Origin of the sequence: Spirillospora sp. NPDC047279 (assembly GCF_040643285.1) — a bacterium.
Lineage (GTDB): Bacteria > Actinomycetota > Actinomycetes > Streptosporangiales > Streptosporangiaceae > Spirillospora.
In genome coordinates this window covers 431,737-453,055 of record NZ_JBEYUA010000001.1, presented here as the reverse complement: position 1 = coordinate 453,055, position 21,319 = coordinate 431,737, and the positions used below count along the sequence as shown (strand labels likewise).

Genomic DNA, 21,319 nt, shown 5'->3' with positions numbered 1-21,319 from the left:
GGTGGGTATGACATTCCGGGGTTCACGATCAGGGCTTGCGGTGGACCGTGAAGCGCTGCCCGGGCGCCTTCGGATCGCACCGGAGCTGCTTGAGCGCCGCGCCCGTACGCGGCGTGCCGGGGACGCCGACGCAGAGTTCGTGGCCTTCCGGAACCAGGTGGTATCCGCCCCTGACCCTGCGCAGGTGGTACCGCTCGGCCTGGATCCGCCCGCACGTGTCGTCGGAGATGGCCGCGCCCACGGCCGTCGAGCCGTCGACGACGCCCATGCAACCCGGCCCGAACCGCGGATGCGCCGTCGTCACCCGCCAGACGCTCTCGTAACGCTCCAGCCGACGCGGCGGAAAGCTCCGCGCGCAGTCCGCCAGGAAGACCCGTCCCGAGCGATCGTCAGCCCGTTCGGTCAGGCAGAACCCACCGATCTTGAGGAGGTTCGCGTCCGGTGCGGCGCCCGTGGCGGTCTGGTTCGTGGGGGGCGGGTTCGTGGCGGGCGGGTTCGTGGCGGGCGGGTTCGTGGCGGGCGGGTTCGTGGCGGGCGCCACCGACGCCTCCTGGGGCGGCCTCGTGGCCGGGTCGGGATCCCCGGATCCGGCGGACGGCGCCACCATGGCGAGCACGGTCACGGTGCCCGCGAACACGATCACAGCGGCGAGCGCTCCCACGACCCGGGTCGAAGGGCGCCCGCGGCCGTCTGCTCTCCGCAGCCGTCCGCGCGGCGGACGAGGTCCGGTCGTCAGGAGATCAAGGTGCGGCGAGGTGTCGGTGACGGCCCTCTCCTGGTCCAGCGGCTCCGGTTCCGTTTCGGACGCCGTCGCTCCGGGCGCGGGCGCGGACGCGGGGAGCGGGTGGAGAAGGCCTTCGCGCAGGGCCAGCCACTCGTCCACGATCTCGGGGCTCCCGCCGCAGACGCGGACGAGGGCGGACACGATCTCCGCGCGCGGGACGGTACGCCGTTGCAAAGCCGTGGCCAGGGTCGACGCGGGCAGCGGTACGGGTCCCCCGGCGGCACGGCGTTCGATCTGCTTGAACGTGAGACCGCTGCGTTCCCGGAGTCTCCGGAGCATCACCACGTACTGCTCTTCGGAGTCCACGGGAACGGGCTTCAGCCCGTCCTCACGCGCTTCCTCACCACTCACGCGGAGAGTGTGACAGACCCTGTCAGTCCCGGACCATGAGAACCAGTCGCCCCATCGGGTCCGCTCGTCGCGTTCGGGTTCATCCCGAACATCGAACGCCCTGGTCGCACCTGGTCTCAGAGTTCTACAAATGCCCCACCGAACTCTGAGGAGCAGTGATGAAGAACGCACAACGACGGATGATGGGCTTGGCCGCCGCGGGACTGTTCACCACGAGCCTCTACGGCATCGTGTCGGCGCCCGCCGCCCATGCCGCCACGCAGGTGGCGGCGCAGGCGGCGGCGGGCCCCTGCCAACCGGGCGAGTATCTCGGCAAGACGGCGAAGGCCGGCAAGAAGACCAAGAAGAGCCTCAGCGGCATCTACAGCAAGCGCAACTCCAACCCGAAGGAGTCCTCCACCCTGACCTTCGGCATGGAGACGAGCACGAGCTGGACGACGACGTTCAGCGGCTCGCTCGGCAAGTCCAGTGAGAAGTCCAAGGCCGCCGCGGTGAAACTGATCGAGGGCCAGTTCGGTGTTGACGTCTCCCGGTCGACGTCCAAGGGCAAGAACGCGTCCAACACGATGGTCGTCCGGCCCAAGTACTATGGCCGCACCCGCATCCAGTCGATCAAGACCGCGTTCACGATCTACCAGAAGATCTCGCGCCGCGACTGCTCGATCAGCTACGTCAAGATCGGTGGGGTGAACGCGATCACGTCGAAGTACCACTTCGCGGAGTGCCAGGACAAGAAGAACGTCTGCAAGCCGTACTGATCTCGCGAGGCTCACGGGCCAGGTCCGGCGGCACCCCTCCCGTCGCCGGGCCTCCGTGCGTGCTCGGGTCCGTGGCCGGGCCATTGCACGCGTATGTGGCCTGAGGGACGATCTGGGCCCGCCGTTCGAGCGTGCGCGGTTCCGCCGCGTGGCGTCCACGCGGCGGGCGGGAGGAGGACCGATCATGGCCGGATATGACCGTCGACGCTTTCTGGTGCGCGCGGCAGGGGCCACGGCGGGCGCGGCCCTGGCGGGGCTCGCGGGCCCGCTCGATCCGGCGGCGGGCGCGGTGAGCCCGGCTCCGGGCGGCGCCTCCGCCGGAGGCCTCGGCCCGAGCCTCGGCGGAGGCTCCGGTGGTCCCCCCGGGCTGGTCGGTGCGCGCACGCTCTTCCGGTGGGTCGAGGAGATGGCCGACCTGGGGCCGCGCTTCGTCGGCGGCACCGCGCACCGCCGCTACCTGCGCATGGTGGAACGGCGGCTGGAGTCGTACGGCCTGGAGGTGCGGCGCCACCCGGTGCCGCTCGACCAGTGGGAGGCCCGGTCGTGGTCGCTCGAGGTGACCGACGCCCGTGGCGGTGCCCACACGATCCCCGTGGCCTACCACCGGCCGTACTCCGGCGAGACGACCCGCCACGGGGTGCGCGGCGAGCTCGTCGACGTCAAGGCGGGCCTTGCCGCCGACTACGCGGGCAAGGAGGTGAACGGCCGGATCGTCGTGGCGGACTTCGCGTTCCCGCGTATCCCGTTCGGCGCCGTCTTCCCGCTCGCCGATCACATCCACCGGCCCGGCCAGGCGGCGGAGCTGGCCGCCGAGGACTACACGCGCATCTGGCAGTCGACGCCCGCGCGGCCCTCCCTCGACCTCGCGAAACAGAACGGCGCGATCGCGATGATCGACGTCGTCGACCTCGTCCCCGAGCACGCGCGCGGCCAGTTCTCGCCGCACCAGCAACCGCGCGCGGGGCTGCCCGCCCTGCACCTGGACAAGGTGCAGGGCCGCCGCCTGCGCGAGCTGATGGCCGAAGGCCCGGTCACCGCCACGCTCACGCTGAGGGCGCGGACGAGGAGCAGCACGATCGACTATCTGACCGCCGAGCTGCCCGGCAACGGGTCGTTGCCGGGCGCCGTCATGGTCGGCACGCACACCGACGGGCAGAACGCGATCGAGGAGAACGGCGTGCCCGCCGTCCTCGCGCTCGCGAAGTACCTCACCCGCCTGCCGCGCGCCGGCCGCCCCCGCGACGTCGTGCTCGTCCTCTCCCCCAACCACATGAACTCGCACCAGGACTCCCCCGACCTGCGCACCTGGCTGGAGCGGCACCCGGGGATCCGCGACCGCCTGGTCGCGTCCCTCGTCCCCGAGCACCTCGGCGCCCTCGGCTGGGCGGAGAACGCCACGACGGGCGAGTACGGCCCGACCGGACGTTCGGAGCCCGCCGTCATCGGCACCGGCAACAGCGCGGCCCTCACCGCCCTCGTCGTCGACCAGGTCAAGCGGGACGACCTGGGCCGGACGGCCGTGCTCAAGCCGTTCAACGGCGGCCTCTACGGCGAGGCGACCTACCCCTACCAGCTGGGCATCCCGACCGCGACGCTGATCAGCGGGCCGACCTACCTGGTGCAGGTCTCGGAGGACGGCGCCCTCGACAGGATCGACCGCGACCTGATGCACCGGCAGACGGTCTTCCTGGCGCACCTGCTCACCCGCATGCTGGCGCTCCCCGCCTACTGAACCCGCGCCTGTTGAACGCGTGCTGCCGGACACCACCCCGCTGAACACCGGCCCACCGACCACGGCCTTGAACGCGCGCCCACCGAACACGCCCCCGCCGCATGAGGGCCCCCTGGACGCGGGGGCTACCGCACGCGGGCCCACCGCGCGTGGGGCTACTGGGCGCGGAAGGCGGACGACACTTCCGACTCGCCTGTCAGTTCGGGAATGCGGTCGCGGTAGCGCGCCAGCAGTCTCTGGTTGACGGCGTCGCCGCCCGGGACGTTCGCGCTCACCCAGCGGGGCAGCTCCACGCCGCGCGCGACCGCGAGATCGTCGAGGTCGGCGAGCAGCCGCCCCCAGGCGTACGAGGCGAGGATCGTCGACACCGCGGCGGTGTGGGGCGAGTCGCCGGGATGCACGACGTCGCCGGGCGGCACGGTCGTGTCGATCACCACCGCGGCGTGGTCGGCGAGTCTGGTCTCCGTCCGGGCCGCGGCACGGTCGGACGCCTCGGGCGAGGTCACCGCGATCACCGGGATGCCGCGCGCCCCGCACTCCTGGGCGATCTCGACCGGGTAGGGGTTGCGGCCGGACGTGGAGAACACCACGGCCACGTCCGGCGGAACGGGGGCGGCGCCCTGCACGACCGTGCGCCCCAGCCCCTCCTGCCGTTCGGCGCGGGTGCTGCGCATCGCGTCCGGCAGCGGCAGCACCGCCGGATCCCACATGGGCCGCACCGGCGCCAGCCCGCCCGCGCGGTAGAACGTCTCGAAGACGAGCGCGAGGGAATGCCCGGCGCCGGCCACGTGCACGATGCCGTCCGCGTGGATGGCGTCGAGGAGCATGGCCGCCGCCGCGGAGATCGCCCCCGCGGACCGCGCGTCGAGTTCGTCGAGCAACGCGCGGACCCGCTCGGGAAAGATCTCAGGCATCAGGAAGGGCCTCCTTCAGTTCGGCTTCCATGGTGTCCCGGCCGGCCGCGGCGCGAAGCCGGTCGGCCAGCCCCGCGGACAGCGCCCGGGCCACCTTGGACAGGGACGCGACGTGCGCGTCCGGATCGGGGGTACAGAACGCGAGCAGCAGGTCGACCGGGTCGTTGTCGGGGTGCCCGAACTCGACCGGATCGGCCAGCCGGGTCACCGCGACGCCCACGCCGAGCCCGCCGTCCTCGGGGCGCGCGTGCACCAGCGCGAGCCCCTTGGTGAGGACGATGTACGGGCCGTTCTGCTCGACCACCCGCACGCAGGCGTCCGGGTAGGCGTCGCTCGCCACGCCCAGCTCGACCAGCGCGGCGGCGGCCTCGCGGACGGCCGCCCGCCAGTCGGACGCCACCACGGCGTCGCGTGCGCCGACCAGGGTCATGACAACCATCCCTTCTCGCTCAGCGCGGTGCGCAGCTGCTCCTCCAGGCCCTCCTTGTCGAGGAAGTCGCTGATCGTGATCACGATCGGGGCCAGGTCGGTGATCTCGCTGGTGTGCATGCCCTGGCCGATGATGACGTCGGCGGTCATGCCGCGCGCGGTCGAGACGTCGGTGTTCTCCACGCGGGCGTCCACGCCGAGCGCGTTCAGCGCGTCCTCCGCCGTCATCTTCAGCATGAGGCTCGACCCCATGCCGACGCCACAGACGGCGAGCACGTCCAGTCTCCGGTCCAGTGCCATGTCCCTGTCTCCTTCTCCTGCGCTGCTGTAGCGGGCGCTGTAGTGGGCGCTGCTGTAGTGGGCGCTGCTGTAGCGGGCGCTGCTGTAGCGGGCGCTGCTGTAGCGGGCGCCGCCCTTGTCAGGCGTTCTGCCCGGCGGCGGGCTTGCCGCCACCACCGTCGGCCTCGGGCGCCTTCTCCTGCCCTGCCGCCTTCTCCTGCTCGGCGGCCTCCATGGCCTCCACGGCCTCCCGGGCCTCCCGGGCCTTCTCGCGGCGGCCGAGGATGAGCAGGGTGGCGGCGGTGGCGCCGAGGGCCACGACCGGGACGGCCCAGATGGCCGCGCCGCCGATGATCGGGTCCAGGCCCTTGAACAGCCAGGCGATGGCGTACCAGTCGGGGTCGGCCAGGGTGGCGAGCTCGGGCGCGGTCTTGTCGAACAGGCCCCAGGTGACGGCCTGGCCGATCGCCAGGATCAGTCCGCTGATGACGCCGCCGATCACGGCGCCGCGCCAGCCGGCGACCACGTTGCCGAAGAGTCCCGCCGCGCCCGCCACGAAGAACAGCATGATCATGGGCGGTGCGAGGGTGAACCAGCCGGCCGCCGCGAACACGCCGAGGCAGGCCAGGAACACCACGGTCGCCGACACGAACCCCAGCATCACCGCGGTCGGCGCGACCGGGAAGACGGTGGGGGCGTCGAGCGCGGGCCGGGTGCCCGGGATGATGCGGTCGCTGAAGCCCTTGAACGCCGGAACGATCTCGGCGAGGAACATCCGGACGCCGAACAGCAGGATGGCGATGCCGCCGGCGAAGCGGAGCCCGACGAGCAGTCCCCACACCCAGGGCGACAGCTTGGGGTCCATCTCGGCGGCCAGCTTGGTCACCACGTCCTTGTCGGCGAACGCCACCGCGATCAGCATGATCACCGAGATGACCAGCGCGGTCGAGACGTTGATGTCCTTGAAGAACGACAGCTGCCGCGGCAGCTTCAGCTTCTCGGTGTCGTGCTTCTCGCGGTCGCCGAACGGCCGCGCGACGTATCCGGTGACCAGCGCGGCGAGCGAGCTGGTGTGCGCGTAGCCGAACCGGTCGTCGGGCATCACCTTGCGCATCAGCGGCCGCATCCACAGCGGCTGGAGCGTCCAGTACGCGGCCACGAAGCCCGCACCGCACAACACCAGCGTGAGCTGGTCGGCGTCCGGCGCGATCGTCACCAGCGACGCCACCGTCACCGTGCTGATCCAGAACATCAGGTGCCCGGTCAGGTAGAGATACCGCGCCGCCGGGAACAGCCGCACCACCAGCACGTGCACGAGGAACGCGACCGTGATGACGAGCGCGATCGTGCCGCCCTGCGCGGTGAGGAACTGGTCCAGCGTCCGCTCCGCCTTCGGCGGCTCGGTGCCCATCGCGTTCGCGAGCACCGCCTGGAAGCTGCTCAGCCCTCCGGTGAACACCTCGATGCCGATGAAGAGGATCACCACGCCGATGGTCGCGCGCAGCGCGCCCGCCAGGGTGTCCTCGAACCGCTTGCGTTGCAGCAGCAGCCCGGCGAGGGTGATCAAGCCGATGAGGATGGGCACCTGGCCGAACACGTTGTCCGCCAGGAACGTGAGGATGTCCTTGATGATGTCCATGGTTCAGTCACCTCAGTTCTTCGGGACGTAGAGACGGATGTCGTCGATCCGCGCCGAACCCTCGTAGTAGTTCAGGTGCGGGTCGCCGATGATGAACGAGTCGGGGTAGGCCGACCCGGCGGGCCAGCTGTGCTCGGTGGTGGAGGTGCCGTTGGCCCCGGTGTGGGTCAGCTTCTGGTCGAACCGGCCGTCGTACTCGCCCGGCGTCTGGTTGTAGTGCCAGATCGGGCGGCCGTCCTCGACGAACTTGTGGTGGAAGCGCAGCGTGGTCTGCCCGACGTGGCGGAACGGGCCGCTCATCTCGATCGTGTAGCCGCTGGTGTCACGTTCCACCGCGAACGTGTACTTGGCCTTGGGCAGCAGCTCGGGCTGGAGCTCGGCACTGGTCAGGATGTCGTTGTACTGCCCGTCGGGCCCCCAGGTGCCCTCGCCGGAGTACTCGCCGCACGCGGTCTTGTAGTAGTACTCGTTGCCGAAGTTGTTGGTCCGCGTGATCATGTCGCCGCGCGGGAAGATCGCGTTGATCCCGTTGAAGTTGCCGTCGACGGTGCTGTAGATCTCGCCGGTCTTGGGGTTGCAGATGCCGTTGTCCTGCGACCAGCTCGCATTGCTGTTGTAGCCGTCCATGATGACCTTGCGCCGGTAGTGGATGCCCGGGTTGCCGTGCGGCGCCGGGTTGGCGTGGTCGAGAATCGTCATGTAGTAGAAGCCGTTCTCGTTCTTGACGTCCCCGTACTCGCACCGCGTCTTGCCGGGGAGCGCGCCCCGGTGCGTCCAGGGGAAGCCGGTCTTGCAGGGCTCCTGCGTGTAGCCGTTGTACTTGCCGTCGTACTCGAAGCCACCGTCGCGCTTGCCGCCGAAGTCGATGCCGCGCAGGGTCACCTCCACCCGGTAGCGCGCGGGCAGGGGGCGGGTCGGCCTGATGAGCACGCCCGCGTCCCAGCTGGGCTCGGAGATCAGCCCGACCTTCTCGCCGTCGGGCAGCTTCACGCTGGACAGTCCCGGCTGCGAGTCGGGCCGGCCGTCCTTGTCCTTGTCGACGGCGGCGACCTCGGCGGTCAGCCAGCCGTCCCTCCCGAACGGAACGCGCTTGCGGTAGATGTCCAGGGTCGCGAGCTGCCGCGTGAGGTCGGGGTCGCTGATCGCCCTGAAGGCGTCACCGTCGTCGTCGAACTGGTCCACGTGCCACGGGCTGTCCTTGCCCAGCGGGTCGCGCCGCCAGGCGGCGCCGTCCACCGGGAGCCGCCGGTCGAAGCCCTCCTGGGCCACCAGCACCCAGTCGCCCTTCGGGTACGCGGGCACCGGGGTCCGGGCCCCGGCCCGTTTCGTGTCGGCCGAGGCCACGGCCACCGGGGCGGCGGCGGTGGCGGCCGCCAAGGCGGTCGCCATGGTGACCTTCCAGCGTCGGTTCAAGGGTTCCTCCATCTGCGGGGGGTGATCCGCGGGCAGCGCGAAGACGCCCTGCCACGGATCGGGGTTGTGCGCTGGGCCCCCGTCAGCGCTGTTCTCCGGCCTTGCTGTTCTTCGGCCTTGCTGTTCTTCGGCCTTGCTGTTGTCCGGGCTTGCTGTTCCCGGGGTTTGCTGTAATCCGGCCCTGCCGCCCCGGGCGAGGCCGGACGTCCTGTCAGTGCGGCGCGGGCCGGAGGTCGATCTCCAGCCGGTATCTGTCGCCGCGGTAGAGGGATCGCACGTACTCCACGGGCCTGCCCTCCTCGGTGTGGGCGACCCGTTCGAAGAGGAACGCCGGAACGTGCACGGGCACGCCCAGCACCTCGGCCTCCTCGGTGGTGGTCACGGTCGGCTCGATCGTCTCCCGGCCGGAGGCGACGACGACGCCGTTCTCGCGGAGCAGCTCGTAGAAGGACCGCCCCTCGAGGTCGTCGCGGCGCAGCCCGGGCAACAACTCCTTCGGCATGTAGAGGGTCTCGATGGCCATGGAGGCGCCGTCCGCCAACCGCAGCCGCCGAATGGTAAATACCTCTTCGACGGGCGAGAGCGACAACCGCCGTCCGATCTTCGCCCCGGCCGGCTCGGTCCGGAACGAGAGCACCCGGCCGTCGGGCTTCATGCCCCGCCGGATCATGTCGTCGGTGAAGGAGGACATGGTCAGCGGCACGGCGATGCGCGGTTCGGCCACGTAGGTGCCGCTGCCGTGCCGCCGTTCGAGCAGCCCGTCGGCGGCCAGCCGGTCGATCGCCGCACGCAGCGTGGGGCGCGAGACGCCGAGCTCCTCGGCCAGCCGGCGCTCCGGCGGCAGGGCCTCGCCGGCCACGAGCCCGTCCATCATGGCGAGCAGTTCCCGGCGTACGACCCGTCGTTTCGTCTCCGGCGAGCCCGGTTCGCTGGCGGTTCGCACGTCGTTCACCTCCTATGCCGCGTGTACCGACGGTTGCGAGGTTACGTGCCGTGGCCCAAACTGGTCAATACCACTTTAAGTAAAGGATCAAATCACTACAAATCAGGACGACCTTGGTCCTGCCGATCACCCCGGCATCGGGTAAACCGGTAGGCGTGTGGTCATGGAGCGCGCTGAGCCCCCGGCGGCGCCTGCTGGTGGGCGGTGTCGCGCTCGCGGTGCTCGTCGCGGCGGTCGCGGCCGGGTCGCGGGTCCTGCTGTCCGGCGACGGCGAAGGCGGCGAGGTGGCCCAGGACCGGCCCGGCACCGTCGTCCTGGTGCCCGGCTACGGGGGCGGGACGAGCGGCGTCCGCGCGCTCGCCGAACGGCTGCGGCTCACGGGACGCCAGGCGGTCGTGGTCGAGCTGCCCGGAGACGGCACCGGCGACCTGCGGGAGCAGGCGCGGACGGTCGACCGGTACGTGACCGACGCGCTGGACCGGGGCGCCCCTTCGGTGGACGTGGTGGGGCACTCGGCGGGCGGGGTCGTGGCCCGGTTGTGGGCGCGCGAGCACGGCGGCGCCGGGAAGGCCCGGCGCGTCGTCACGCTGGGGTCGCCGCACCACGGCACCGAGCTGGCCTCCGCGGGGTCGGCCCTGGTCCCCGGCGTGTGCCCGACGGCCTGCCGCCAGCTCGTCCCGGGCAGCTCGCTGCTGCGCGGGCTCGGGGACGACGCGCCGCGGCGGCCCGCCGTGTTGACGTTGTGGACGACCGTCGACGAGACCGTCACGCCGCCCGACTCGGCCCGGCTGAACGGCGACGCGATCAACGTCGTCCTCCAGGACGTGTGCGCGGGGGCCCGCACCGGGCACGCGCAGCTGCCGTCCGATCCGCGGGTCGGCGGGATCGTCCTGCGCGCCCTGAGCGCCGCCCCGCTGTCGCCGCCGACCGCGAGCGACTGCACCACCCTCAGCTCGTGACCCGCACCCGAGCCGAGCCCGCGAGCGGCGTCCCCGCCTCGTGGCCGCGCCCACCCCCAGACAGCGGTGTCCTCAGCCCGTGACCGTGACCGTGACCGAGCCGAGGAGCGGCATCCTCAGCTTGTGACGTCGCGGGTTTGGAAGTTGGCCCAGGCCGCCGCCAGCAGCACTCCCACGTACACCGCCTGCAAGGCCAGCCCGCGCCCGATGTCGTGCCACAGGATCGGGTCGCGGAAGAAGTCGACCCAGGCGAGCCAGTAGCGGGTCAGCAGGTAGGGCTGTACCGAGGCGGCGGCGTCGAGGGTCACGAGCACCTGGCTGGTCACCAGGGCCGCCAGCGCGCCGAGCGCGGCGGCCAGGGGCGAGTCGGTGAACGTGGAGATGAACAGCGCCAGCGCCCCGACGCCGAGCATCGAGAAGCCGATGTAGAGCACCGTGTAGGTGATCCGCAACATCACCTGCACGTCCGACAACCCGGTGCCCGACACGGACGTGATCAGTTCGGACCCGGCCAGCGCGGAGGCCGGTTCGCTGCCGAACATCGCCATGCCGATGAGGTACGAGGTGACGGCGACGGCCACCACGGCGAGCATGACGTACGCGGTGAGCGAGACGAGCTTGGCGACCAGGAGCCGGGTGCGCCCGACGGGCCGCAGCAGCAGGTAGCGCAACATGCCCGAGCCCGCCTCGCCGGCGATCGAGTCGCCGCCGACGACCGCGACCGACACCGGCAGGAACAGCGGCAGCACCATCGCCAGCGCCGCCGCCGGGTAGAGCGAGCCGTTCGACAACACCGCGGACAGGAACGTCGGCCCCTCGCCCGGCGCGGGCGCGACCTCGGTGATGCCGAGGAAGACCGCCACGATGGCGGGCAGCCCACACAGCAGGATCAGCGACACCCACGTCCGCGGCCTCCGGACCAGCTTGGCCAGTTCGGTACGGATCATTCGAGGAACTCCCGGGACGCTCCCTGCCAGCCGTCGGCGTCGGCGCCGGCCTCGACCACGCGCGCGCCGTCCACCTGGACGCCGGTGTGCTCGAGCTCGACACGCTCCCGTTCGAGACGTTCCTTGTCGAGCCGGTCGGAACCGGGTCCGGTGGCCTCCAGCACGACGTCCTCCAGCGACCGGCGCTGCACCTGGATCTCGCTGATCCGCAGGCCCTGCCGGTTGAGGCGCGCGTTGAGCTCGGCCGCGTCCGCGCCACGGACGAGCAGGCGGTCGCCGTCACGGTGCTCCACGCCGCCGTCGAGCAGCGCCACGACCTCGTCCGCGTCGGGCGTCTCGACGACGATCCGGCCGGTCGGCGTCCGCAGCTCGTCCATCTCCTCCTCGAGCACCAGCCGCCCGCCGTCCATCACGCCGACGCGCGTGCACAGCTGCTCGACCTCGCCGAGGAGGTGGCTGCACAGGAAGATCGTGGTCCCGTTGGCGTTCAGCTCCTCCAGCAGGTCGCGCACCTCGCGGATGCCCTGCGGGTCGAGCCCGTTGGTCGGCTCGTCGAGCACCAGCAGCCGCGGCTCGTGCAGCAGCGCGGCGGCGAGCCCGAGCCGCTGGCGCATGCCGAGCGAGTACGTCTTGACGGCCCGGTCGTCCACGCCGGACAGGCCGACCCGTTCGAGCGCCTCCTCGACCCGCCGCCGCCGGGCCGCGCGCGGGCCGCCGCCGCCCGGTCCGGCGGCGTCGAGGAGGACGAGGTTGGCCCGGCCGGACAGGTGCCCGTAGGCGCCCGGCCCCTCGACCAGCGCGCCGACCTCGCGGAGCACCTCACCGGTGTGCTTCGGGATCGGCCTGCCGAGCACCTCGATCTCCCCGGCCGTCGCGTACACCAGGCCGAGGATCATGCGGACCAGGGTCGTCTTGCCCGAGCCGTTCGGCCCGAGCAGCCCGTACCGGTCGCCCTCCCGCACGTCGAGGTCGACCTCGTTCACCGCGGTGATCCGGCCGTACCGCTTCGTCAGCGAACGCGTGACGATCATGACATCAGCTCGTCGGCCGCGGTGCGGAGCAGGTCCGGCCGGACCGCGCCCACCAGCAGGAACGTTCGGCCGATCATGCCGTCGCGGACGAGCACGGCGGTCAGCACGGACGTCTGCATCGCCAGTGCCTCGCCGCGGGCGACGGTGAGGGCGCTCGCGCCGGCCGTCCGCGCCGCCTCGAAGACCCGGCGGCCGTACCGGCCGGGCAGCGGCGCGACGACGAACGACGAGAAGCCGCCCGAGTACGCGCGCAGGCTGGCGATGGACGGCGTCGTCTCCAGGGCGGGCATTCCGGCGAGCCGGTCCGGCATGCGCTCCATCGTGCGCGAGGCGAGCCGGGACAGCAGGTCGAAGGTGTCGACCTCGGTCCCCCGCACACCGCGCGCGAGCTGCGGCGCGACCGCCGAGGCGGACGGCCTCGCGTCGCTGATGTCGAGGAACCTGCTGGCCAGGACGGCCCGGCTGCCGCCGCGTGGAACGATCCGTACCTCAAGCGGGACCCCCGTGTGGGGATCGGCCCAGATGTCGACCGATCCGATGGTCGTGGTGGTGTCGGCGGGCGAGACGCGCAGCCCGGCGGCGGTCCTCCCTGCGACGCGCCGCGCGGGCAGGTCGGAGAGCAGCTCGCTCCCGTTGCCCAGGCGCAACAGCCGGCGGGCGAGGTCGGGCGGCATGAGGTCGGCGGCGTTCGGCAGCCGCACCGCGGGAGCACCCATGATCCGGGTCAGCTGCGCCTCCTCGAAGTCCCAGATCGCGGTGCCCTGCGCGGAACGGATGTAGTCGCGCTCGCCCGTGGCGGTGAGGTGGGAGACCCGCCACCGTTCCGGCGACTCGTACCAGGCCCGCATCCGCGAGGTGCCGCTGAGCAGCGCCGTCGCGTCGTCCAGCCCCGGCAGGTCGGGCAGGCCGAGCGAGCCCTGGGTCTCCACGAGCCCCTGGTAGGTCCGGCCCGACGAGCCGAGGATCATCTCTCGCAGCCGCGGCGGGTCGACGCGGGCATCGGCGACGGGAAAGGCGGCGACGGCGAACGGCACCGAACACAGCGCGGCCACGAGCGCCGCGACCAGAAGCCATCGGCGCCGCGCCTCACCGCGGACCACGCTCACGTCTGCCACCGTACGTCGAAGTACCCGAAATGCACCGATCTCGGTTGCCACCGATCCCGACTGCACCTAATGAGGTGACGGCTAAAGACAAGCTAAAGACGCCGGTCAGCCGCCGTTCAAGCCCTGGTCAGCTGGTGAGGCGGCGGCGGACTTCGCGGTGTTTGAGGTAGCCGGCGACGTCGGCGTACCGCTCGGCCTGGTTGGCGAACTCGACGTACGCCTTGGCGCGGTGGAGCCAGTCGAGCGTCGTCGGCCGGACGCGCTCCAGTGCCTTCAGCAGGTGGTCCATGCGCAGCGGCGGCTCGGTGCCGGAGACGAGCGCCTCCTCGATGACGTCGTCGACCGCGCGTTCCACCACCGCGCGCAGGTCGGCGCCCGAGCAGAGGGGCGAACGCCGCGCGAGGTCGGCGAGGTCGAGCCCGTCGGCGGGGGTCCGGGCCAGCTGGGCCCGCAGGATCGCCGCCCGCGCCTCCTCGTCGGGCGGCGACACGAAGATCACCCGGTCGAAGCGGCCCGGCCTGAGCATCGCCTCGTCCACGTCCCACGGCGCGTTGGTCGCGGCCATGATGAGGACGCCGTCGTTGTCGGAGCCGATCGCGTCCAGCTCCTGGAGCAGGACGTCGACCAGCCGGCGCGCCTCGGCGCCGTGGTTCTTGTGGCGGGCGTACGCGAGGCCGTCGAGCTCGTCGAGGAAGAGCACGCAGGGCGACTGGGCCCGCGCCGTCTCGAAGGCGGCGTGCAGGTTGCGCTCGGAGACCCCCATGTAGGGGTCCATCACGTCCTCGATCCGGACGTTGACGAACGGGAGGCCGCACTCCCCCGCGGTCGCGCGGGCGAGCATCGTCTTGCCGCATCCGGGCGGCCCGTAGAGCAGCACGCCGCCGCCGGCCCGCCGGCCGTACTTCGCGTACAGCTCCGGCCGCGAGCGCGGCAGGATGATCATCCGGTGGAGGACCTTCTTCACGTCCTCCATGCCGCCGACCTGGGCGAACGTGGCGGTCTCGGCCGGCCGCGGCAGGTCGCCGTGCTCGCCGGGCAAGCCGCCGTCCGTCCGCACCCGGATCGCGCCGCGCGCGGCGAGCCGCTCGTCGACCGTGCCCTGCAACTCGGCGACGCCGTCGACCACCCCGGCCTGCCGGGCCGCCTCGAGCAGCCCGCGGGCCAGGTCGAGCCGGTCGCGGTCGAGGGCGAGCGCGCCGACGCGGACCAGCGACTCGGCCGGCACGGCGCCGCGCTGGAGCAACGTCTCGTACTCCCCGAGCGCGTCGTCGTCGTGCCCGGCGGACTGGAGGGCCTCGGCGAGGATCAGGCGGAGCATGTCGTCGTCCGGGCTCGCCTCCACGGCGCGGCGCAACGACCCGATGCGGTCCTCGCTCACCACTTCCTCCTCTCCCGGCGCCGGACGAGCGGCGGCACCACCCAGGAGTAGACGCACAACGCCACCCAGAACAGCGAGAACGCCAGGGCCAGCGGCGCGAGCCCGGCGGCGCGCAGCCCCCACATGATCGCGATCGCGGCGAGCCAGGTCCTCATGGCGCCGAACCGGTACATCGGCCACAGCGGCCGCAGCAGCGGATGCCGTTCGGCGCGGAACGCCCGCGCGGCCGTCACCAGGTCACCGTCGCCGGGACGGCTCGCCGCGGCGTGCCGGTACGCGTCGTACGCGCCGTCCACGTCACCGCGCTCGGCGGCGGTGGCGCCGCGCAGCGCCCACGCGTGCGGGTCGTCGGGGTCGGTGCCGAGGAGCTCCTTGCTCAGCCGTTCGGCCTCGGCGTGGTCACCGCGCACGTTGGCGATCGCGACGCGGGTGCCCAGCACGTCCCGGTCGTGCGGATCGCGGGCGGCGGCCCGGTCGATCAGCTGCTCCGCCTTGCCGGTCTGGCCCGCCGTCAGGCAGACCCGCGCGTACGTGCACAGCAGCGTGACGTCCTCGGGGGCGAGCGCGAGGCCGTCGAGGCAGGCCCGTTCCGCCTCCGCCAGCCGCCCGAGCCCTCGCAGGGCGTTGGCGAGCAGGGTGAGCAGCCACGGGCTGGGGCCGTACTGCCCGAGCGCGGCCTGGATGACCGGCACGGCCTCCTCGTCGCGGTCGAGCAGGCTGAGGGCGGTGCCGCGGATGGTCAGCGCCTCGACGGAGACGGCGGCGTCGCCGGTCAGCCGGTCGAGCTCCTCCAGCGCGCGGTCCGGCCGCTCGATCGTCAGCCAGTGCCAGGCCAGGGCCAGCGGGTCCTGGGTCTTCTCCGGGTTCACCCGGCCACCAGCCGGGCGAGCACCAGCGCCTCCACGGTGCCGCAGCCGACGACCGCGATGGCGCCCGGGCCCCACAACGACGCGTGCTCCACGTTCCGCAGCTGGAACGCGCGGTCCCACGGGCCCTGAAGGTAGGCCTGGAGGAGGTACGCGAGGACGGCGCAGACGCGGGCCGCCATGCGGACGGCGGTCGACGTGCCGTCCGGGCCGATCAGGTCCAGGATGATCCACACCGTGGCCGCCCAGGCCACCGCTCCGGCGCCCAGGATCGCCCACCGGCGCGACGCGGGCACGTCGAGCCGCCGCGCGTTGAGGAACCCGATCACGGTGCCGGCGGTCACGCCGCCGAGGAAGGCCACATAACCCTGCGAGCTCAGCCGCCACGGCGCCCGGCCCGCCCGCGGGTCGCGCACCGTCGGCTGCAGCAGGGGGTCAGCGGAGGACATCGAACCATTACTCCCGGTCTCGGACGGCCCAGGAACTATAGCGGCAGTTTTCCCGCTTCGACCCGGCAATCGATTGGGTCTGGCCTGGCCCGCGGCCCGCTGGGACGCTGGGCGGCATGATCTGTTGCAGGCCGAGCCGGCGGGACCTCCTGCGCTGGAGCGCGGTGGTGGCGGGAGCCTCGCTGGTGCCGGTGACCGACCCCGAACGGGCGTACGCGGCGGCGGTCAGGGCCGGGACGGTCCGGCCGGTCGACCTCGAACTGGTGACGCTCACCGAGACCGGCGCGATCTTCACCTGGTACACCGGCGTGCCCGGCACCGACGACGGGCTCGGGCGGATGCTGCCCGCGCCGGCCGACGGCGAGATCCTGTACGGGACGCATCCGGGGCGGCTCACCCGGCGCGCCGCCGGGCCGGACGGCACCCCGTACCACTATGTCGAGGTCACCGGCCTGGAGCCGGGCCGGACGTACTACTACCGGGCACGGTCGCGGGGGCGGGACGCCACCGCGACACCGCTGGCGGCCGGGCAGGCCGCGGGCACGCCGCTCGCCGACGGCGTCCACGCCTTCACCACGCCCCAGCCGCCGCCAGGCGCGTTCCTGTTCTCGCTGGCGCTCTGCAACGACCTGCACCTCGGCGAGACGGTCGCCGGGCTGGTCGGCCAGCTGCCCTGGATCAAGGGTGTCGAGCAGGTTCCTGGACACCCTCCCTACCCTGAGGTGATGACGAAGGCCCTGGTCGAGGACGCACGGCGGCGGGGCGCGACCTACCTGCTGGCGGCGGGCGACGTCACCAGCGAGGCCGCGCCGGTCGACGTCGGGCGGGCCAGGGCGCTGCTCGACACGTTCGGCACGTACGGCCGGGACTACTTCGTGGCGCGCGGCAACCACGACCGCGCCCACACCGGGCCGGCGTACGCGTCATGCAGTCCCGGCAGGTGGCAGGGCAACGACTGTTTCCGGGACGGGTTCGGCACGTCCGCGACGGAGCCGTCCTACTTCGCCCGCGAGCTGAACGGCCTGCGGATCATCGGGCTCGACACCTACGACAAGCCCGGCGACGGCGGCGACGCGGGCGGGCTCGGCGCGGAGCAGCAGGCCTGGCTCCAGGCCCGGCTGAAGGACGACCCCGACCGGCCCACCCTCGTCTTCGGGCACCACCCGATCTTCGTGGAGAACGCGCCGCTCGCGATCACCGGCGGCCAGTCGCTCGAGGCGGGCCAGGCGATCGCGCTTCTGCGGGCGTACGACCGCACGCCCGGCGTCTTCCTGCACCACGCCGGGCACACCCACCGCAACCAGCGCTCGGTCTTCCCCCTCGCACCCCGGGTCGCGCAGCAGGAGGTCGGCGCGGTCAAGGAATACCCGGGAGGATTCACCTTGCTACGCGTGCACACCGGCGGCTACGCACTGAACTTCTACAAGACGCGCGGCGACCTGGCCCGCGCGTGGAGCGAGCGCAGCCGCCAGGAGCTGGCGGGCCTGTGGCCCCAGCTCTCCCTGGGCAACCGCGTGAGCGACCGCAACAGCGTGGTGCACCGCGACTTCTCGGGGGTGGGCCGGTGAGCCCCCGCGAGACCCCGGAGCACGCGCTGTCCCGGCTCGGGCTGAGCGACGTCCGGCCGCCGGAGCCCATCGGGCGGTTCGTCCACGGCGTGCGCGCCCACGACTTCTTCTACGTCTCCGGGACGTACGGGACGGCCAAGGACGCCGACGGCAACGACCACCTGCCGATCAGCGGCAAGCTCGGCCGCGACCTGGACGTCGGGCAGGGGTACGAGTCCGCCCGGCTGGTGGCGATCAACCTGCTCGCCATGGCCCGCGCCGAGCTGGGCAGCCTGGACGTGGTCGAACGGGTCGTCCGGCTGGCGGGCTACGTCAACGCCGGGCCGGAGTTCACGCAGGCGCCCGCCGTGCTCGACGGCGCCTCCGACCTGCTGATCGACGTCTTCGGGCCGGAACGCGGCACGCACGCGCGGATCGCGCTCTACCAGCAGGGCCTTCCCCGCGACGCGCCGCTCGCCGCCGAGCTCACCCTCCTGCTGCGGAACGGCTCCTGACCGGACCGATCCACGATCATTCGAACATGTGTTTGACAGATCGGGGTAGATTGACCGCATGAACGGACCGACGCAGGGCCTGCTGCTCGACTTCACCGAGGAGACGGCCGTGGGCGCGCTCGGCGCCACCGTTCGGCGCGAACGGCTCGCGCACGGCGCGTGGATCGACGTCCGGCCCGGCTGGATCACGGGCTCGGACGCCCTCTTCGAGCGCCTGCGGGACGGCGTGCCCTGGCGGGCCGAACGGCGGCGCATGTACGAACGGGTGGTCGACGTCCCCCGGCTGCTGAGCTTCTACGACGACGGCGCCCCGCTCCCCGACCCGTTCCTGGACGAGATGAGGGCCGCGCTCACCGGGCACTACGCCGACGAGCTGGGCGAGCCGTTCGTCACCGCCGGGCTCTGCCTCTACCGCGACGAGAACGACAGCGTCGCCTGGCACGGCGACCGCACCGGCCGCGGGTCGACCGAGGACACCATGGTCGCGATCATCTCGTTCGGCGCGCCCCGGTCGCTGATGCTCAGGCCGTCGGGCGGCGGCGCGGCACGGCGTTACGGCCTGGGGCCGGGCGACCTGCTGGTGATGGGCGGCAGTTGCCAGCGCACGTGGGAGCACGCGATCCCCAAGAGCACCCGCGCCAGCGGGCCGCGCATCAGCGTGCAGTTCCGCCCGCACGGCGTCCGCTGAGCCCTGCCGAGCCCTGTGAGTCCTGCCGAGCCCTGTGAGTCCTGCTGGGCCTGCGAGTCCTACTGGGCCTGCGAGTCCTACTGGGCCTGCTCGCCCTGCTGCTGGACGGCGTCCATGTCCATGTACATGACCTCCCAGTGGTGCCCGTCGGGGTCCTGGAAGGCGCGGCCGTACATCGGGCCCTGGTCCATGGGCTCGCCGATGGCCGATCCGCCGGACGCCAGCGCCGCGTCGACCAGGCGGTCGACCTCCTCGCGGCTGTCGGCGGACAGGCCGATCATCGTCTCGGTGGTCGCGGTGGCGTCCGCCGCGGTCTTGTCCTTGGACAGGAACCCGTTGAAGAACGGCTCGGTGAGCAACATCGCGTAGTTGTGCCCCTCCGAGATCACCAGGCAGGCCGCGTTCTCGTCGGTGAAGATCGGGTCGAACGAGTACCCCAGCCCGGTCCAGAAGTCCTTGGTGCGGTCGAGGTCCTTCACCGCGAGGTTCACGAAGATCATGCTGCCGGCCATGGTCGTCTCCTTCGTTCCGGGTCGGTTGGTTCCGGGTCGTTGCTGGTGGTGACCAGGAACATGCCCGGAATTCATCGCCCCGTCGCGGAAAAACTTGGCAAGGCCCGTTCGACGGCCGCTTTGACCAGGGCGTCCACCTGGTCCTCGGGGAACACCTCCGGCAGGGTGAGCCGCTCCAGGATCAGCCGGTTCAGCGCCAGGTGCAGGAGCACGACGGTGGTCTCATCGCCAGGGAGACCCGAGTCGCGTCGGCAACGGCGCCGCCGTCACCACCTACGAGCGCGCCTGAACAGACATCTGAGATGCACCCGCTCGCGTACGAACGCCGGGACTCCGGCACCCGCCGGAAGCGGGCCGGGGTGCGGGAGGTTGACCGGTACGGGCGGGCGACACCGACGAGGAGGACGGGGCATGGCGGACGACGGGTACGGATGGAACGGCGGGGAGCTCGACCTGGAGGCCTACCTGGAACGAATCGGGTACGCCGGTGACCGCGCCCCGACGGTGGACACCCTGCGGGCCCTGCAACGGGCGCACACCACGTCCATCCCGTTCGAGAACCTGGAGATCATGCTCGGCCGCCCGATCCCGCTCGACCTGGCGGCGTTGCAGGACAAGATGGTGCGGAGCGAGCGCGGCGGTTACTGCTACGAGCACACCAAGCTGTTCGCGGCGGCGCTCGAACGGCTCGGGTTCACGTTCACCGCGGTGTCGGCGCGGGTGACGCTGGGCGCCACCGGAGCCCGGCCCGCCACGCACGCGGCCCTGCTCGTGACGGCGGCCGGCGACGACCGGACGTGGTTGTGCGACGTCGGCTTCGGCGGCGGACCGCTGGAGCCGATCGTGTTCGCCGCCGGCAGCGAGGCCGACCAGGACGGCTGGCGCTTCCGGCTGGAGCACCGGCCCGACAACCTGTGGGCCCTGCACCAGCACGGCGCGGAGGGGTGGGTCGAGCGGCACACGTTCCCGCTCACTCCCCAGTACACGATCGACTACGTGGTCGGGAACCACTTCGTCTCCACCAGCCCGCGGTCGCCGTTCACCACCCGTCCGTTCGCCCAGCGCTTCGGCCCCAAGGAGCACCACGTGCTGGACGGCACCACCTGGACGACCACCCGGCCGGACGGGTCCGCCGAGTCCAGGGAGGTCGAACGGGCCGGGGTGCCCGCCCTCCTCGCCGAGGTCTTCGGCATCTCCCTGGACGAGGCCGACGCCGCCAGGCTCGCCGAGGGACGGTTCGCCACCCCCGGCTCCGGCCCGGCGGCCTGACGGATGTTCAACGGATGAGGTAGCGGACCCAGACGACCTTGCCGTCGGGTTCCTGCTGCGCCCCCCATTCGTCGGCCAGCAGGTCGACGATCCCGAGGCCGCGCCCGCCCAGTTCGTCGGGCTCGGCGTCGCGGAGCCGCGGCGGGTCCCGGACGGGGTCCTCGAGCTCGATCCGCACCTCCTGACCGTTCACCGACACCCGCATGTCGATCAGGCGGTCCGGGGCCGCGTTGACCGCGTTGGTCGCCAGCTCGCTGACGATGAGCACCAGGTCGGGGGCCAGTGCGGCGAGCCCCCACATCGACAGATGGAACTCGGTGAGGTCGCGCAACAACCCCACCGCCGCGGGCACCGCCTGTACTCGCTGCTCGAACTTGTGTCCGTCGAGCGCCCGCCGTCCGGTCATGATCGCCATCTCTCCGCCCTCGCGGTCGAGATCGAGAGGCCTCGTCGCTTCCGGGACGCCTCCCCAACGAGGTGTTTGTGACGCGATCGGCCCCGATTGTCCCTTTCAGCCCGCTGTACGCGCACGACCCCGGAGAGGGTTCAATGCCGACCTGACGAGCAAGGATCTGTGACGGCAGAGCACCCCGAGAGGCCAGAGCACCCCGAGAACGCAGAGCACCCCGAGGACAGAGCGCACTGAAAGGGCAGCCCCCACCGAGAGGGCAGAGCCCACCGAAGGGCGGCGCCCGCTAAGAGGGCAGAGCCCGCCGAGAAGGCAGAGCCCGCTGAAAGGGCAGAGCCCGCTGAGAAGGGCTGCGCTCAGCAGGCAGCGCTCAGCAGGCCGCGCTCAGCAGGCCGCCCTGA

General features: G+C 72.1%; 22 protein-coding genes and 1 pseudogene. 7 read left to right on the top strand and 16 right to left on the bottom strand.

Going from position 1 to position 21,319, the window contains the following annotated elements; translation table 11 throughout:
- Positions 1–28: 28 nt before the first annotated feature.
- Positions 29–1,135, bottom strand: coding sequence for an XRE family transcriptional regulator (locus ABZ810_RS02245; protein ID WP_358398091.1), 1,107 nt, complete (start codon positions 1,133–1,135; stop codon positions 29–31).
- A gap of 158 nt (positions 1,136–1,293) precedes the next feature.
- Here ABZ810_RS02245 and ABZ810_RS02240 point away from each other — a divergent pair, with 158 nt between their 5' ends.
- Both ABZ810_RS02240 and ABZ810_RS02235 read left to right on the top strand, forming a co-directional pair.
- The gene (locus tag ABZ810_RS02240) at positions 1,294–1,893 is read left to right on the top strand and encodes a hypothetical protein (RefSeq protein ID WP_358398089.1); all 600 of its coding nucleotides are present in this window, start codon (positions 1,294–1,296) and stop codon (positions 1,891–1,893) included.
- Positions 1,894–2,077: 184 nt separating this feature from the next.
- On the top strand, positions 2,078–3,625 hold the full coding sequence (locus tag ABZ810_RS02235; protein ID WP_358398087.1) for a hypothetical protein: 1,548 nt from the start codon (positions 2,078–2,080) through the stop codon (positions 3,623–3,625).
- Between the two features lie 155 nt (positions 3,626–3,780).
- On the opposite strand, the gene ABZ810_RS02230 is transcribed toward ABZ810_RS02235, so the two are convergent.
- From ABZ810_RS02230 to ABZ810_RS02205, 6 genes are all read right to left on the bottom strand, one after another.
- On the bottom strand, positions 3,781–4,539 hold the full coding sequence (locus ABZ810_RS02230; protein WP_358398086.1) for a sugar isomerase domain-containing protein: 759 nt from the start codon (positions 4,537–4,539) through the stop codon (positions 3,781–3,783).
- Positions 4,532–4,969 (bottom strand): PTS sugar transporter subunit IIA, encoded by a 438-nt coding sequence (locus tag ABZ810_RS02225; protein ID WP_358398084.1) that lies wholly within the window; start codon positions 4,967–4,969, stop codon positions 4,532–4,534. Before ABZ810_RS02225 ends, ABZ810_RS02230 begins: the two co-directional genes overlap by 8 nt.
- On the bottom strand, positions 4,966–5,424 hold the full coding sequence (locus ABZ810_RS02220; protein WP_358398082.1) for a PTS sugar transporter subunit IIB: 459 nt from the start codon (positions 5,422–5,424) through the stop codon (positions 4,966–4,968). The genes ABZ810_RS02225 and ABZ810_RS02220 overlap by 4 nt, the downstream gene beginning before the upstream one ends.
- Positions 5,387–6,886, bottom strand: a complete 1,500-nt coding sequence (locus ABZ810_RS02215; RefSeq protein ID WP_358398080.1) for a PTS ascorbate transporter subunit IIC — start codon at positions 6,884–6,886, stop codon at positions 5,387–5,389. The genes ABZ810_RS02220 and ABZ810_RS02215 overlap by 38 nt, the downstream gene beginning before the upstream one ends.
- A 12-nt stretch (positions 6,887–6,898) precedes the next feature.
- The gene (locus tag ABZ810_RS02210) at positions 6,899–8,299 is read right to left on the bottom strand and encodes a hypothetical protein (RefSeq protein ID WP_358398078.1); all 1,401 of its coding nucleotides are present in this window, start codon (positions 8,297–8,299) and stop codon (positions 6,899–6,901) included.
- 211 nt (positions 8,300–8,510) lie between these two features.
- Positions 8,511–9,242, bottom strand: coding sequence for a GntR family transcriptional regulator (locus ABZ810_RS02205; protein ID WP_358398075.1), 732 nt, complete (start codon positions 9,240–9,242; stop codon positions 8,511–8,513).
- A gap of 155 nt (positions 9,243–9,397) precedes the next feature.
- On the opposite strand from ABZ810_RS02205, the gene ABZ810_RS02200 reads away from it, so the two are divergent.
- The gene (locus ABZ810_RS02200; protein ID WP_358398072.1) at positions 9,398–10,201 is read left to right on the top strand and encodes an alpha/beta fold hydrolase; all 804 of its coding nucleotides are present in this window, start codon (positions 9,398–9,400) and stop codon (positions 10,199–10,201) included.
- Between the two features lie 116 nt (positions 10,202–10,317).
- Here the strand turns inward: ABZ810_RS02200 and ABZ810_RS02195 are convergent, their stop codons facing one another.
- The 6 genes from ABZ810_RS02195 to ABZ810_RS02170 all read right to left on the bottom strand — a co-directional run bounded on the left by ABZ810_RS02195 (position 10,318) and on the right by ABZ810_RS02170 (position 15,978).
- On the bottom strand, positions 10,318–11,148 hold the full coding sequence (locus tag ABZ810_RS02195; RefSeq protein ID WP_358398070.1) for an ABC transporter permease: 831 nt from the start codon (positions 11,146–11,148) through the stop codon (positions 10,318–10,320).
- Positions 11,145–12,179, bottom strand: coding sequence for an ABC transporter ATP-binding protein (locus tag ABZ810_RS02190; RefSeq protein ID WP_358398067.1), 1,035 nt, complete (start codon positions 12,177–12,179; stop codon positions 11,145–11,147). Before ABZ810_RS02190 ends, ABZ810_RS02195 begins: the two co-directional genes overlap by 4 nt.
- Complete coding sequence (locus ABZ810_RS02185; RefSeq protein WP_358398065.1) at positions 12,176–13,285, bottom strand: hypothetical protein; 1,110 nt, start codon at positions 13,283–13,285, stop codon at positions 12,176–12,178. The genes ABZ810_RS02190 and ABZ810_RS02185 overlap by 4 nt, the downstream gene beginning before the upstream one ends.
- Positions 13,286–13,412: 127 nt before the next feature.
- Positions 13,413–14,663 carry an AAA family ATPase gene (locus tag ABZ810_RS02180; protein ID WP_358398063.1) on the bottom strand — a complete coding sequence of 417 codons (1,251 nt, stop codon included), beginning with the start codon at positions 14,661–14,663 and terminating at the stop codon, positions 13,413–13,415.
- Positions 14,660–15,532: a tetratricopeptide repeat protein gene (locus ABZ810_RS02175; RefSeq protein ID WP_358398060.1), complete on the bottom strand. Its 873-nt coding sequence runs from the start codon at positions 15,530–15,532 to the stop codon at positions 14,660–14,662. The genes ABZ810_RS02180 and ABZ810_RS02175 overlap by 4 nt, the downstream gene beginning before the upstream one ends.
- A complete protein-coding gene (locus tag ABZ810_RS02170) occupies positions 15,529–15,978 on the bottom strand; it encodes a hypothetical protein (RefSeq protein WP_358398058.1) in 450 nt (149 codons plus the stop codon). Before ABZ810_RS02170 ends, ABZ810_RS02175 begins: the two co-directional genes overlap by 4 nt.
- Before the next feature lie 116 nt (positions 15,979–16,094).
- On the opposite strand from ABZ810_RS02170, the gene ABZ810_RS02165 reads away from it, so the two are divergent.
- From ABZ810_RS02165 to ABZ810_RS02155, 3 genes are read left to right on the top strand one after another with little or no spacing between them, the layout of a single operon-like run.
- Positions 16,095–17,546 (top strand): metallophosphoesterase family protein, encoded by a 1,452-nt coding sequence (locus ABZ810_RS02165; RefSeq protein WP_358398055.1) that lies wholly within the window; start codon positions 16,095–16,097, stop codon positions 17,544–17,546.
- Complete coding sequence (locus ABZ810_RS02160; RefSeq protein ID WP_358398054.1) at positions 17,543–18,040, top strand: RidA family protein; 498 nt, start codon at positions 17,543–17,545, stop codon at positions 18,038–18,040. The genes ABZ810_RS02165 and ABZ810_RS02160 overlap by 4 nt, the downstream gene beginning before the upstream one ends.
- Positions 18,041–18,098: 58 nt before the next feature.
- Positions 18,099–18,728 (top strand): alpha-ketoglutarate-dependent dioxygenase AlkB, encoded by a 630-nt coding sequence (locus ABZ810_RS02155; protein WP_358398051.1) that lies wholly within the window; start codon positions 18,099–18,101, stop codon positions 18,726–18,728.
- Positions 18,729–18,805: 77 nt separating this feature from the next.
- Here the strand turns inward: ABZ810_RS02155 and ABZ810_RS02150 are convergent, their stop codons facing one another.
- On the bottom strand, positions 18,806–19,240 hold the full coding sequence (locus tag ABZ810_RS02150) for a VOC family protein (protein ID WP_358398049.1): 435 nt from the start codon (positions 19,238–19,240) through the stop codon (positions 18,806–18,808).
- Positions 19,241–19,311: 71 nt separating this feature from the next.
- Positions 19,312–19,476 (bottom strand): annotated as a pseudogene (locus tag ABZ810_RS02145) (hypothetical protein); the annotation flags it as partial.
- Positions 19,477–19,651: 175 nt separating this feature from the next.
- Here ABZ810_RS02145 and ABZ810_RS02140 point away from each other — a divergent pair.
- Positions 19,652–20,509 (top strand): arylamine N-acetyltransferase, encoded by an 858-nt coding sequence (locus ABZ810_RS02140; RefSeq protein WP_358398047.1) that lies wholly within the window; start codon positions 19,652–19,654, stop codon positions 20,507–20,509.
- 7 nt (positions 20,510–20,516) lie between these two features.
- Here ABZ810_RS02140 and ABZ810_RS02135 read toward each other — a convergent pair whose 3' ends face one another.
- Positions 20,517–20,915: an ATP-binding protein gene (locus tag ABZ810_RS02135; RefSeq protein ID WP_358398045.1), complete on the bottom strand. Its 399-nt coding sequence runs from the start codon at positions 20,913–20,915 to the stop codon at positions 20,517–20,519.
- Between the last annotated feature and the right edge of the window lie 404 nt (positions 20,916–21,319).

Excerpts from the sequence above, each read along its gene's own strand:
- ABZ810_RS02150 (WP_358398049.1), bottom strand. The coding sequence starts at position 19,240 with ATGGCCGGCAGCATGATCTTCGTGAACCTCGCGGTGAAGGACCTCGAC.
- ABZ810_RS02170 (WP_358398058.1), bottom strand. The coding sequence starts at position 15,978 with ATGTCCTCCGCTGACCCCCTGCTGCAGCCGACGGTGCGCGACCCGCGG.
- ABZ810_RS02195 (WP_358398070.1), bottom strand. The coding sequence starts at position 11,148 with ATGATCCGTACCGAACTGGCCAAGCTGGTCCGGAGGCCGCGGACGTGG.
- ABZ810_RS02240 (WP_358398089.1), top strand. The coding sequence starts at position 1,294 with ATGAAGAACGCACAACGACGGATGATGGGCTTGGCCGCCGCGGGACTG.
- ABZ810_RS02165 (WP_358398055.1), top strand. The coding sequence starts at position 16,095 with ATGATCTGTTGCAGGCCGAGCCGGCGGGACCTCCTGCGCTGGAGCGCG.
- ABZ810_RS02135 (WP_358398045.1), bottom strand. The coding sequence starts at position 20,915 with ATGACCGGACGGCGGGCGCTCGACGGACACAAGTTCGAGCAGCGAGTA.
- ABZ810_RS02140 (WP_358398047.1), top strand. The coding sequence starts at position 19,652 with ATGGCGGACGACGGGTACGGATGGAACGGCGGGGAGCTCGACCTGGAG.
- ABZ810_RS02190 (WP_358398067.1), bottom strand. The coding sequence starts at position 12,179 with ATGATCGTCACGCGTTCGCTGACGAAGCGGTACGGCCGGATCACCGCG.
- ABZ810_RS02230 (WP_358398086.1), bottom strand. The coding sequence starts at position 4,539 with ATGCCTGAGATCTTTCCCGAGCGGGTCCGCGCGTTGCTCGACGAACTC.
- ABZ810_RS02155 (WP_358398051.1), top strand. The coding sequence starts at position 18,099 with ATGAACGGACCGACGCAGGGCCTGCTGCTCGACTTCACCGAGGAGACG.
- ABZ810_RS02235 (WP_358398087.1), top strand. The coding sequence starts at position 2,078 with ATGGCCGGATATGACCGTCGACGCTTTCTGGTGCGCGCGGCAGGGGCC.
- ABZ810_RS02215 (WP_358398080.1), bottom strand. The coding sequence starts at position 6,886 with ATGGACATCATCAAGGACATCCTCACGTTCCTGGCGGACAACGTGTTC.
- ABZ810_RS02225 (WP_358398084.1), bottom strand. The coding sequence starts at position 4,969 with ATGACCCTGGTCGGCGCACGCGACGCCGTGGTGGCGTCCGACTGGCGG.